Annotated in this window: 8 protein-coding genes; 4 read left to right on the top strand and 4 right to left on the bottom strand. The window is 72.0% G+C overall.

Annotated features, from left to right (window positions below; translation table 11 throughout):
- Nucleotides 1-61 precede the first annotated feature (61 nt).
- The 4 genes from OG625_RS12445 (at nt 62) to OG625_RS12460 (ending at nt 6,809) form a co-directional block, all read left to right on the top strand.
- Nucleotides 62-649 carry a hypothetical protein gene (locus tag OG625_RS12445; RefSeq protein WP_329379312.1) on the top strand — a complete coding sequence of 196 codons (588 nt, stop codon included), beginning with the start codon at nt 62-64 and terminating at the stop codon, nt 647-649.
- Between the two features lie 217 nt (nt 650-866).
- Nucleotides 867-1,607 (top strand): response regulator transcription factor, encoded by a 741-nt coding sequence (locus OG625_RS12450; RefSeq protein WP_329379314.1) that lies wholly within the window; start codon nt 867-869, stop codon nt 1,605-1,607.
- Entirely contained in the window at nt 1,604-2,674 is a 1,071-nt protein-coding gene (locus OG625_RS12455; protein WP_329379316.1) for a HAMP domain-containing sensor histidine kinase, read from the top strand. The genes OG625_RS12450 and OG625_RS12455 overlap by 4 nt, the downstream gene beginning before the upstream one ends.
- Nucleotides 2,675-2,945: 271 nt before the next feature.
- Nucleotides 2,946-6,809, top strand: coding sequence for a multifunctional oxoglutarate decarboxylase/oxoglutarate dehydrogenase thiamine pyrophosphate-binding subunit/dihydrolipoyllysine-residue succinyltransferase subunit (locus tag OG625_RS12460; RefSeq protein WP_329379318.1), 3,864 nt, complete (start codon nt 2,946-2,948; stop codon nt 6,807-6,809).
- Nucleotides 6,810-7,181: 372 nt separating this feature from the next.
- Here OG625_RS12460 and fxsT read toward each other — a convergent pair whose 3' ends face one another.
- The 4 genes from fxsT to fxsA form a co-directional block, all read right to left on the bottom strand.
- A complete protein-coding gene (gene fxsT, locus OG625_RS12465) occupies nt 7,182-10,193 on the bottom strand; it encodes an FxSxx-COOH system tetratricopeptide repeat protein (RefSeq protein ID WP_329379320.1) in 3,012 nt (1,003 codons plus the stop codon).
- 115 nt (nt 10,194-10,308) lie between these two features.
- Nucleotides 10,309-11,565, bottom strand: a complete 1,257-nt coding sequence (locus tag OG625_RS12470) for an aKG-HExxH-type peptide beta-hydroxylase (protein ID WP_329379321.1) — start codon at nt 11,563-11,565, stop codon at nt 10,309-10,311.
- Nucleotides 11,562-11,798, bottom strand: a complete 237-nt coding sequence (locus OG625_RS12475; protein ID WP_329379323.1) for a hypothetical protein — start codon at nt 11,796-11,798, stop codon at nt 11,562-11,564. The genes OG625_RS12470 and OG625_RS12475 overlap by 4 nt, the downstream gene beginning before the upstream one ends.
- A 121-nt stretch (nt 11,799-11,919) precedes the next feature.
- On the bottom strand, nt 11,920-12,111 hold the full coding sequence (gene fxsA, locus OG625_RS12480) for an FxSxx-COOH cyclophane-containing RiPP peptide (protein ID WP_329379326.1): 192 nt from the start codon (nt 12,109-12,111) through the stop codon (nt 11,920-11,922).
- Between the last annotated feature and the right edge of the window lie 71 nt (nt 12,112-12,182).

Here is a 12,182-nt window from a genome sequence, read left to right on the forward strand (position 1 = left end):
GTCGTCACGGGTGTGGGGACTCCATACTCGTGGTTCGGCCCGAGTACCTGCGGAGGTGGGTGTGCGCGCGTTCCGAACGGTTGCGGCGGTACTGCTGAGCGCGGTGGTCCTGGCGGGGTGCGGGCCGACGGGCGCGTCCTCCGGCACGATGTCCGGCTCGCCGACCGCCCCGACCGCCCCGACCACCGGCGCAACGCCCGACCTCCCGTCGTCCGCTTCACCCGGCACCCCCGGCGCCACCGGTACCCCCGGCACCCCCGGGGCCGCGCCCGCACCGCCCTCACCGAGCAGCACCGCCCCCGGCCCCGCCGTCACCGAGACCCTCGTGCACGTGACCCGCAGCGGAGGCCTCGCCGGCCGGACCCTCAGCCTGATCGTCGAGGACGACGGCTCCTGGACCCGGCTCGACGCGAAGGCGAAGCCGACCGGGACCGGGAAGCTGTCGCCGGAGCAGCTCGGCGCCCTGCGCGCCGCCCTCCGGAAGGCCGACTTCGCGCACCTGCCGAGGATCTCGACAGGAGGCCCGGTGATCTACGACGGGTACATGTACGCCTTCGTCCACGGCGGCTTCGAAGTGGCCTCCGACGAGGGGTCGATGCCGCCCGCGCTGAACGGCGTACTGGACGCGCTCCCCCGGTTCGAGGGGTAGCCCCACGCCTACGCGGACACCCGGCAGACACCTCGCCAACACCCCCCACATACCGCCCCTCAACAGGACTTTCGATCCAAAGCGGGCTATGGGAACCCTGCATAGCCGCAGTCCGGAGCCTCCTCTACGCTGCACCCCTGACACACGAGACCAGACGGATCAACGGATCACACAGATCAGCACGGATCAGCAGTACGGGTCGGCACCGGGACGGGACATGGAACAGACACACACCACCCACAACGGAGCCTCGGCGACCCCTGGCGCGCAGCGGCGCGTACTCGTCGTCGAGGACGACCACACCATCGCCGAGGCGATCGCGGCCCGCCTCCGGGCCGAGGGCTTCCAGGTGCAGACGGCCGCGGACGGCCCGGCCGCCGTCGCGGCGGCGGAGGCCTGGATGCCCGAGCTGCTCGTCCTGGACATCATGCTGCCCGGCTTCGACGGGCTGGAGGTCTGCCGCCGGGTCCAGGCCCAGCGCCCGGTACCGGTGCTGATGCTCACCGCCCGGGATGACGAGACGGACCTGCTGGTCGGGCTCGGGGTCGGCGCGGACGACTACATGACGAAGCCGTTCTCGATGCGCGAGCTGGCCGCCCGCGTGCACGTCCTGCTGCGGCGCGTGGAGCGGGCCACCCTCGCCGCGCACACCCCGCGCGGGGCGACCCTGCGCCTGGGCGATCTGGAGATCGACCACGCGCAGCGCCGGGTCCGGGTGCAGGCCGAGGACGTACACCTGACGCCGACCGAGTTCGACCTGCTGGTGTGCCTGGCCGGAACCCCGCGGGCGGTGCTCTCCCGGGAGCAGCTGCTGGCGGAGGTCTGGGACTGGGCCGACGCGTCCGGGACGCGTACGGTCGACAGCCACATCAAGGCCCTGCGGCGGAAGATCGGCGCGGAACGCATCCGTACGGTCCACGGCGTCGGGTACGCCCTGGAGACCCCGGCGCAGGCGTGACCGGCCGCCGGCCGCCGGGGGAAGGGCTGCGGCCCTTCTCGCCCTTCTCGATCAAGACCAAGCTGGGCACGCTCGTCGTCGTCTCGGTCTTCATCACGACGGGCCTGCTGCTGGTGGCCCTGCGCACCGACACCGAGCTGCGCTTCATCACGGTCTTCTCGGTGATCGCCTCGATGCTGATCACCCAGTTCGTGGCGCACAGCCTGACGGCCCCGCTGGACGATATGACCACGGTGGCACGGGCGATCTCCCACGGCGACTACACCCGGCGGGTGCGCGGGGCGGGGCGCCGCGACGAGCTGGGCGACCTGGCCGCCACGATCAACCTGATGGCTGACGACCTGGAGGCGGTGGACCGGCACCGCAAGGAGCTCGTGGCAAACGTCTCGCACGAGCTGCGCACGCCGATCGCCGCGCTGCGGGCGGTGCTGGAGAACGTGGTCGACGGGGTCTCGGCCGCCGATCCGGAGACCATGCGCACGATGCTGAAGCAGACCGAGCGCCTGGGCCGGCTCGTGGAGACCCTGCTGGACCTGTCCCGGGTGGACAACGGGGTGGTCCCGCTGAAGGCGCGGCGCTTCGAGGTGTGGCCGTACCTGTCGGGCGTCCTGAAGGAGTCGGGGCTGGCGGCCGCGGGCCGGCCGGGGCTGCTCTCCGGTTCGGGAGGGCACACGCGCAACGACGTACACCTGCACCTGGACGTCTTCCCGCCCGACCTGACGGCGTACGCGGACGCCGAGCGGCTGCACCAGGTGGTGGCCAACCTGATCGACAACGCGGTCAAGCACAGCCCCGCGCACGGCCGGGTCACGGTCCGCGCCCGGGGCGGCGACGCGCCCGGGAGCCTGGCGCTGGAAGTACGGGACGAAGGTCCCGGCATCCCGGAGGCGGAGCGCGCCCGGGTCTTCGAGCGGTTCAACCGGGGCAGTGCGCGCGGCGGCGACGGCGGTACGGGGCTGGGCCTGGCGATCGCCCGATGGGCCGTGGAGCTGCACGGAGGCCGGATCGGAGTGGCCGAATCGTCACGGGGCTGCCGCATCCTCGTCACGCTTCCGGGCAGCTCGTAGGCACCGGGTTGACGTAGGGTTCGAGTGCGAAGGACATGATCTCGGCCACACGTACCCGGGGTCCGTCAGGGGTGCGAAGCCATGGGGGCCGCAACCTCGGTGCCCCCTACCCGAACCACGCTTGTTTCCCGCCATTCCAGACGGTGAAACCCGCCGTTCGATGTGACCTACATGACGGATGTCCCGTCCGGTCTGCATCTCACCGCCCGAGAGGCGTAGCCTTTATTCCCGCTGTCCATACCTTGTGAAGCGGAAGAGGGCGGTTGCCGCCGTGTCGCCACAGTCCCCCAGTAACCCGAGCACCACGACCGAAGCAGCAGAGGGCGGGAAGAACCCTGCCTCAGGCTTCGGCGCGAACGAGTGGCTCGTCGACGAGATCTATCAGCAGTACCTCCAGGACCCGAACTCGGTCGACCGGGCCTGGTGGGACTTCTTCGCCGACTACAAGCCGGGTGGCGCTGTCGCTCCGGTCAAGGCCGAAGAGCCCGTGAAGACCCCGACGACGGATGGCGCCTCCGCACAGGCCGCCACCGCCGTCGCCGCAGCTCCTCAGGTCGCCGACGCCGCCGCCACGGGGGCGGCGAGCGCCGCCCCCGCCGCTCCGCCCGCACCTGTGTCAGCTCCTGCCCCTGCTCCTGCCACCCCCTCTGGTGCCCCTGCTGTGACTGTCACCTCCCAGGCCCCGGCCGCCGCACCGGCCGCGCCCGCCACCCCCTCCGTAGCCCCCCAGAAGGCCGCGCCCGCCACCGAGGCCCCCACGGGCCCCGAGCTGGTGACGCTCCGCGGCCCGGCGGCTGCCGTAGCCAAGAACATGAACGCCTCCCTCGACGTTCCGACGGCCACGTCCGTCCGCGCCGTCCCGGTGAAGCTGCTGTTCGACAACCGCATCGTCATCAACAACCACCTCAAGCGGGCGCGGGGCGGGAAGATCTCCTTCACGCACCTCATCGGCTACGCGATGGTGCAGGCGATCAAGGCCATGCCGGCCATGAACCACTCCTTCGCGGAGAAGGACGGCAAGCCGACCCTGGTCAAGCCGGAGCACATCAACTTCGGTCTCGCGATCGACCTGGTGAAGCCCAACGGTGACCGTCAGCTCGTCGTCGCCGGCATCAAGAAGGCCGAGACCCTCAACTTCTTCGAGTTCTGGCAGGCCTACGAGGACATCGTCCGCCGCGCCCGCGTCGGCAAGCTGACGATGGACGACTTCACCGGCGTCACCGTCTCGCTGACCAACCCCGGCGGCCTGGGCACCGTGCACTCCGTGCCCCGCCTGATGCCCGGACAGTCGGTCATCATGGGCGTCGGCTCCATGGACTACCCCGCCGAGTTCCAGGGCACCTCGCAGGACACCCTGAACAAGCTGGGCATCTCCAAGGTCATGACCCTGACCTCGACCTACGACCACCGGGTCATCCAGGGCGCGGCCTCTGGCGAGTTCCTGCGGATCGTCGCGAACCTGCTGCTCGGCGAGGGCGGCTTCTACGACGACGTCTTCGAGGCGCTGCGCATCCCGTACGAGCCGGTCCGCTGGCTCCGGGACATCGACGCCTCGCACGACGACGACGTCACGAAGGCCGCCCGCGTCTTCGAGCTGATCCACTCCTACCGGGTCCGCGGCCACGTCATGGCCGACACCGACCCGCTGGAGTACAAGCAGCGCAAGCACCCCGACCTCGACATCACCGAGCACGGCCTCACCCTGTGGGACCTGGAGCGCGAGTTCGCGGTCGGCGGTTTCTCCGGCAAGTCGATGATGAAGCTCCGCGACATCCTCGGCGTGCTGCGCGACTCGTACTGCCGCACCACCGGTGTCGAGTTCATGCACATCCAGGACCCGAAGCAGCGCCGCTGGATCCAGGACCGCATCGAGCGCCCGCACACCAAGCCGGAGCGCGAGGAGCAGCTGCGCATCCTGCGCCGCCTGAACGCGGCGGAGGCCTTCGAGACCTTCCTGCAGACGAAGTACGTCGGCCAGAAGCGCTTCTCGCTGGAGGGCGGCGAGTCCGTCATCCCGCTGCTCGACGCCGTCATCGACTCGGCCGCCGAGGCCCGTCTCGAAGAGGTCGCGATCGGCATGGCCCACCGCGGCCGCCTGAACGTCCTCGCGAACATCGTCGGCAAGTCGTACGCGCAGATCTTCCGCGAGTTCGAGGGCAACCTCGACCCGAAGTCCATGCACGGCTCCGGCGACGTCAAGTACCACCTGGGTGCCAACGGCACCTTCACGGGCCTGGACGGCGAGCAGATCAAGGTCTCGCTCGTCGCGAACCCCTCGCACCTGGAGGCGGTGGACCCGGTCCTGGAGGGCGTCGTCCGCGCCAAGCAGGACATCATCAACAAGGGCGGCACGGACTTCACCGTCCTGCCCGTCGCCCTGCACGGCGACGCGGCCTTCGCCGGCCAGGGTGTGGTCGCCGAGACGCTGAACATGTCGCAGCTGCGCGGCTACCGCACCGGCGGCACGGTCCACGTCGTGATCAACAACCAGGTCGGCTTCACCGCCGCCCCGGAGTCCTCGCGTTCGTCGATGTACGCGACCGACGTGGCCCGCATGATCGAGGCGCCGATCTTCCACGTGAACGGCGACGACCCGGAGGCCGTGGTCCGCATCGCGCGCCTGGCCTTCGAGTTCCGCCAGGCGTTCAACAAGGACGTGGTCATCGACCTCATCTGCTACCGCCGCCGCGGCCACAACGAGTCCGACAACCCGGCGTTCACGCAGCCGCTGATGTACGACCTGATCGACAAGAAGCGCTCGGTGCGCAAGCTGTACACCGAGTCCCTCATCGGTCGCGGCGACATCACGCTGGAAGAGGCCGAGCAGGCCCTCCAGGACTTCCAGGGCCAGCTGGAGAAGGTATTCGCGGAGGTCCGCGAGGCCGCGACGTCTCCGGCCGCCGTCGCCCCGGTGACGCCCGCGCAGACCGCGCAGGAGTTCCCGGTCGCCGTGAACACCGCGATCTCCCAGGACGTCGTCAAGCGGATCGCCGAGTCCCAGGTCACCATCCCCGAGGGCGTCACCGTCCACCCGCGCCTGCTGCCGCAGCTGCAGCGCCGCGCGGCGATGATCGACGAGGGCACCATCGACTGGGGCATGGGCGAGACCCTGGCCTTCGGTTCGCTGCTGATGGAGGGCACCCCGGTCCGGCTCTCCGGCCAGGACTCCCGCCGCGGCACCTTCGGCCAGCGCCACGCGGTCCTCATCGACCGGGAGACGGGCGAGGACTACACCCCTCTCCTCTACCTGTCGGAGGACCAGGCCCGCTACAACGTCTACGACTCGCTGCTCTCCGAGTACGCGGCGATGGGCTTCGAGTACGGCTACTCGCTGGCCCGTCCGGACGCGCTGGTCCTCTGGGAGGCCCAGTTCGGTGACTTCGTCAACGGCGCGCAGACCGTCGTCGACGAGTTCATCTCCTCGGCCGAGCAGAAGTGGGGCCAGACCTCCGGCGTCACCCTGCTCCTCCCGCACGGCTACGAGGGCCAGGGCCCGGACCACTCGTCCGCCCGCCCGGAGCGCTTCCTCCAGATGTGCGCGCAGGACAACATGACGGTTGCCATGCCCACCCTCCCGTCCAACTACTTCCACCTCCTCCGGTGGCAGGTCCACAACCCGCACCACAAGCCGCTCATCGTCTTCACCCCGAAGTCGATGCTGCGTCTGAAGGCGGCGGCGTCGAAGGCGGAGGAGTTCACGACCGGTTCGTTCCGTCCGGTCATCGGTGACACCACGGTGGACGCGAACGCGGTCCGCAAGGTCGTCTTCTGCGCCGGCAAGGTCTACTACGACCTGGAGGCCGAGCGCGAGAAGCGCGGCATCACGGACACGGCGATCATCCGCATCGAGCGGCTGTACCCGCTGGCGGGTGCGGAACTCCAGGCGGAGATCGCCAAGTTCCCGAACGCGGCGAAGTACATCTGGGCGCAGGAGGAGCCGGCGAACCAGGGCGCGTGGCCGTTCATCGCCCTCAACCTGATCGACCACCTCGACCTGGCGGTCGGCGCGGACGTCCCGGCGGGCGAGCGCCTGCGGCGCATCTCGCGCCCGCACGGCTCGTCCCCGGCGGTGGGCTCCGCGAAGCGCCACCAGGCGGAGCAGCAGCTCCTCCTGAACGAGGTCTTCGAGGCGTAGCCGCTACGCGGCCCAGCAGTTGGAAGGCCCGGCACCCCATGGGGGCGCCGGGCCTTCCGGCGTGGGCCTGGGAACGGCCCATGGGCCTGGTCGAGACAGTCTTCGAAGGCACCCCCGGCCCGCCCAGCCCCAGAGCCGGGATCCGATGCAGATGTCCCCGTCCCTGAAGGCTCGGACCGGCGCCCGTCCCTTTGGGGGGCTCCCGGCTACCCCCGACCCCGACCCGGCAAGCCCTCCGCTCCGGCCCCGACGCCGAGGGGGCGGGTGGGTAACCACCGCCTGGGAGCGGGGGCCAGGGGGCGAAGGCCCCGCGCGCGTGGGTTTCGTACCTCACCCACACCACGAAGCCCCGCACGCGTGGCCCCGCACCCCCTACGGCTGTGGCTCGAAGTCCCAGTACGGGCGGACGCGTTGTTTCGCGGAGATGGTGTGGACGTGCTGGGCGCCCAGGGTGCGGGTGAGGGCCTTGATGCCCGCGTCCTCGTGCTTGCCCGCCTCCTCGTCCTCCCGCACCGAGCGGAGGTCCGCCGCCAGGGCGATCTGCGCGCTCAGTGTCATCGGGTGGTCCGGGCCCATGATCTGTTCCGCGCGCCGCAGGGTCTCCCGGCTGAGGGACAGCGCGTCCTCCCGGTGCCCGGTGATGTTGCGGTGGCCGGTGGCGTTCAGGGCGCAGCCCAGCGTCCACGGGTGCCGGTCGCCGAGCGCGCCCCGCATGCCGACCAGGGCCTGTTCGGCGAGGGAGAGGGCCTCCGACCGTTCGCCCTGGGCCCGCAGGATCAGGCCCAGGTTGCCGACGGTGCCGATGCTGTACGGGTGGGCGAGGCCCAGTTGGGACTGGTATCCGCGGACCACGTCCTCGGAGATCCGGCGGGCCTCGCCGATGTCCCCGTACTCCCTCAGGTACGTGGCGTAGTCGGAGGCCACCATCAGCGTCCACGGGTAGTCGATCCCGAAGACGCGCGTGGCCCGCTCCCACACGATCCGCAGCCGCTGCCCCGCGCCGGGGATGTCCCCGGAGCGGCGCAGGCACATGCCCAGGTTGTGCTCGGCCCGCAGGGTCTGCGGGTGGTCGAGGCCCAGTACCTGGGTGTTGATCTTGAGGCCTTGTTCCTGGCGGGTCTGCGCCTCCCGGTAGCGGCCCATCAGCCGCAGCCCCATCGCGCAGGCGATGCCCGAGGACAAGGTGGAGATGTGGTGGGCCCGCAGGACGCGCTCGCGGCGGCGCAGGGTGTCCAGGTCGAGGTCGTAGGAGTCCTGGTAGCGGCCGAGCAGGCGGTAGGTGGCGGCGAGGTTGTTCTGGGCGGCCAGGGTGGTGGAGTCGTCCTCGCCGAGCAGCTCGCGGTAGGTGGCGAGGCAGTGCTCGAAGATCTCCCGGGCCGGCTCGAACTTGGCGATGCACAGCAGGACTCCGCCGTACGAGCTGGTGGCCCGCAGGGTCTCCAGGTCGCGGTCGCCCCGTTCCTCGGTGAGCTCGACGGCGCGGGCCCGGGTGAGGGCCTCGGCGCGCCGGAACAGGCCGAGGTTGCGCAGGGCTCCGCCGTACTGGTAGCTGAGCTCGCGGACCCTGGGGTGGTCCTCGCCGAGCGCGGCCCGCCACACCTCGTCGGTCTCCTCGGCCAGCCGCAGGCAGGTGCGGTACTCGCCGGCGAGGATCAGGTAGCGCAGGCAGTGCAGCAGGAAGGTCTGGATGCGCGGGTTGCTGCTGGTGATGACCCCGGACGGGCCAAGGTGCGGGACGAGTTCGGCGTACCGGGGCCAGAGCCGGGAGTCGGAGGGCCGGCCCGGGTCGGCCGCGGCGAGGACCTGGCGGACGGCACGGGAGAGCGGTTCGGCCTCCTCCTCGGAGAGGTTCTCGCGGACGATGCCGTGGACCATGCGGTGCAGTTGTACGGTTTCCAGCCCGCCGCCGCCCTCCTCCACGGGCAGGTCCGAGTACTCCAACCGCACGACGGAGAACTGCACGAGCTTGTTGAGGGCGGCGTTCCACCGGATCTGGTCGTTGATCAGCCCCGCGAGCTGCTCGGGCGCGTCGTCGGCGGGGAATTCGCGCAGCAGCCGCAGCGGCACCGGCCCGGGGGCGAAGAAGACGAACAGCCGCAGCAGGGCGAGGGCGTCGGGGAAGTTCTCCCGTACGTTGTTGAGGAGTATGGCCAGCGCCGTGGGGAAGGGCAGCGGGTAGTCGTCGGAGACGGTGACGGCCTCGCGGGAGTCCAGCCGGCGCCGGAGCAGCGCCAGGTAGTCGCCGACCGTCAGCGGGGAGTCGGCGAGCCAGCCGGCGGTCTGGTCGAGGGCGAGCGGGTAGTCCTCCAGGGCCTCGGCGAGCCGGTCGGCCTCGTCGGGGCTGAGGCGGCGGGCCCGGCGGCGGATGAAGGTGACGGACTCGGGGCGGGCGTACAGCGGGACTTCGACGAGGCTGGTGTGCCGGGCGGCCCACTCGCGGTTGCGGGAGGTGATGATGACGTCGCCGGCGCCGGAGGGCAGCAGGTCGATGAGGTCGTCGGGGTTGTCGCAGCCGTCGAAGACCATCAGCCAGCGGCCGTACGGGGATCCGCGCCGCAGCGCCTCCAGCACGGCCCGGATCTGCTCGCCGTAGCTGCCGGCGCCGCGCGGCAGCCCGAGGGCGGGGGCCAGGTCGGCGAGGCGTTCGCGCAGGGTGGGCCGGTCCTCGGCGGGGACCCACCACACGATGTCGTACTCGGAGGCGAAGCGGTACGCGTACTCGGTGGCGACCTGGGTCTTGCCGACGCCGGACAGTCCGAGGAGGGTGACGGTGGAGGCGCCCGGCGGGGCTTCGGCGAGGGCTTCGCGCAGGGTGCCGATGACGTCGTTGCGGCCGGTGAACCGGGGGTTGCGGCGCGGGACGCGGCCCCAGATCTCGGGCGGGTCGTTGGGGAAGCGGGGGCCGCGGCGGCCGGTCTCGGTGCCGATCCGGTCGGTGGGCAGCTCCAGGCGGCGCAGCACCCGGTACTCGGCCTCGTACGCGTCGAGCCCCCACAGGTCGGCCTTCTCCAGGACGGCCACGGCGCTGGGCAGCGGCGCGTCGGTGAGGCAGACTGCCGCGAACCGGTCGGGGTGGCGGTCGGTGACCGCGCGCAGGGCGGTGTTCCACTCCGCGTCCGGCATGTCTCCGTGGGTGCCGGCGGAGAAGTAGCGCTCGCTGAGCACGAGGAGGACCCGGCTCCCGGAGCGGGCGAGGTCGTCGAGGGCCTGGTCGAGGCCGGTGCTGTTCTGCGGGTCCCAGCGCTGGAGGGACACGCGGTGGCCGTGCTCCTCCAGGCGGTGGGCGATCCACACGGCCCAGGGGCGGTTGAAGCCGGCGAAGCTGATGACGAAGCGCTGCGGGCCGGCGGCTGGGCCCTGGTCCTGCCGACTACCGGTGGTCATGCTGGCCGTCTCCCTGGATTCCGGGCGGTGGACGGGGTGGGACAGGGTGGAGAACCGGTTGAGAATCGGTTGAGAACCTACCGCAGCGGACGGTCCGTCAACCTTCGGCGGCACGTCAGCCTTTTACGAACGCCGCGAGTTCGGGGTGCGCCTCGCACCAGGCGCGGCGTTCGCGGTCGACGGCCCGGCGGGCGGCGGCGTGCTGGTCGCCGGGGGGCGGGAGTTCGTCCATGGCCCGTTCCGCGGCGGCCATCGCGTCGGTGAACTCCCGGCCGGCGGAGGTCAGTCCCTCGTGCGCGTGCAGGGCGGGCAGTACGGCGGCCACCTGGGCGCGGATCCGGGCGTGCTGGGCCCAGGCGCCGCGCGCCCCGTACAGGGCGGCGCGCTGCCAGTACCCGGCCAGGGCGAGGTGGGCGTACGTGCCGTGCAGGAGCCCCTCCAGCGGGCGGGGGTCGCTGCGCCAGGGGGCCCAGTGGCGGGGCGTGCGGTCGGCGGTGTGCAGGGTCAGGACGTCGGTGAGGGCGGTCAGTTTGCCGTGCTGCACCTCGTGGACGAGCGTCGCGGCCAGCGCCGGCGGGGCCTGCGCGCGGGCCAGGACGGAGCCCGCGGCCGCGGGGAGGGTGGCGCCGCTGGAGCGGGAACCGCCGCCCAGGGGGACGACGGAGCGCAGCAGCTGGACGGTCTCCTGCGCACGGGTGGTGTCGTAGCGCCGGAGCAGGGTGAGGGCGCCGGTCCACTGGGTGTCCCAGCGCTTGTGGCCCTTGGGCGTGAGCCGGCGGGCGGGGCGGACGGGCGCGGGGCGCGCGGGGCCGGGCGCCCGGTAGGGGTCGAGGTCGTCGAGGGCGGTCCGGCCCCCTGGCAGGACGTGCAGGGGGAGGGTGGCGGGGTCCTCGGGGTCCCAGGAGCGTTCGGTGAGGGCGAGCGGGCCGGGCCGGTCGGGGCGCAGCAGCCCGAGGGTGGGCAGCACGAGCCGGCCCTGCAGGGGCCGCAGGGTGTGGGTGAAGGCGATCCGGGCGCGCAGGGCGGCGGCGACGGCGAGGGCCCCGAGGTGGCCGAGGTCGGGCGGCGGCCCGGCGGGGGCGTGCAGCCGGCGCAGGGTCTCCTCGGCCCAGACCCCGGTGGCGGGGTAGTGCAGTACGTCGCGCACCGCGTCCGCGTCGTGCCGCTCGGCCTCCTCCAGGAGGGCCCAGTGATCGGCAGCCTCCCCGGACCGGCCGCCGGGGGCGGCGTCGAGGACCGCGCGCAGCAGGAGCAGCCGCTTGGAGCGGCGTACGTCGCGCACCAGGCGGGTGCCCTCCGCGGTGGGCTCGGTGGAGGCGAGGGCGCGCAGGGTGTGCGAGGAGACCGCGAAGGCGGCGAGCACGGCGGTCACGAGGCCCCCCGGGGGGTCTCTCGCGCGGGGCGGTCGGGGTGGCCGGGGAGCCGGTCGAAGCTGTGGGAGTCGAGGGGCATGCCGCGGGCGGCGGCGCCCTCGTACGCGGATTTCAGCGAATCGGCCTGTTCGGTGGAGCCATCGGTCTCGATGACGGCGGTGGCGGCTGGCCCGAGCCCGGGGGTCTCGGTGGCGGCGGGCAGCACGGGGCCGTCGGTGATCGCTCGGCTCATCGCTGCACCTCCCCGCTGCGGACGGTCCATCCCTGCCCTGCGGCGGGTGCCGGCTAACGGCGGAAAGTGGTCAACTCGCTCCAACTCGCCTTCAGCCGCGGCGGATCGGGGTCGCGCCCGGTCAGACTCCGGGGTCGTCGAAGGCGTTCAGGATCTCGGCCGGATGGGTCACCCGCTCGACCATTCCCTCGATCACCTGGGCGAGCACGGGGTGGTCGATCCCCCGCAGGGTGGCCAGGTCCAGCCCGGAGAGGTCCGGCAGCCGCGCCGAGCACGCACGGCTCGCGACTGCTTCCTGTTGCTGCGTCACCACAGGCCGCCCGCCCCCTGTTGCGTCGACTTCGATGGTCCACTCACCTTTCCCCTCCCCCGCCGTGCGGAAAC

The organism is Streptomyces sp. NBC_01351 (assembly GCF_036237315.1).
Taxonomy (GTDB): Bacteria; Actinomycetota; Actinomycetes; order Streptomycetales; family Streptomycetaceae; genus Streptomyces.

Coding starts and splice junctions, on each gene's coding strand:
- fxsT (WP_329379320.1), bottom strand. CDS start 10,193: ATGACCACCGGTAGTCGGCAGGACCAGGGCCCAGCCGCCGGCCCGCAG.
- OG625_RS12475 (WP_329379323.1), bottom strand. CDS start 11,798: ATGAGCCGAGCGATCACCGACGGCCCCGTGCTGCCCGCCGCCACCGAG.
- OG625_RS12450 (WP_329379314.1), top strand. CDS start 867: ATGGAACAGACACACACCACCCACAACGGAGCCTCGGCGACCCCTGGC.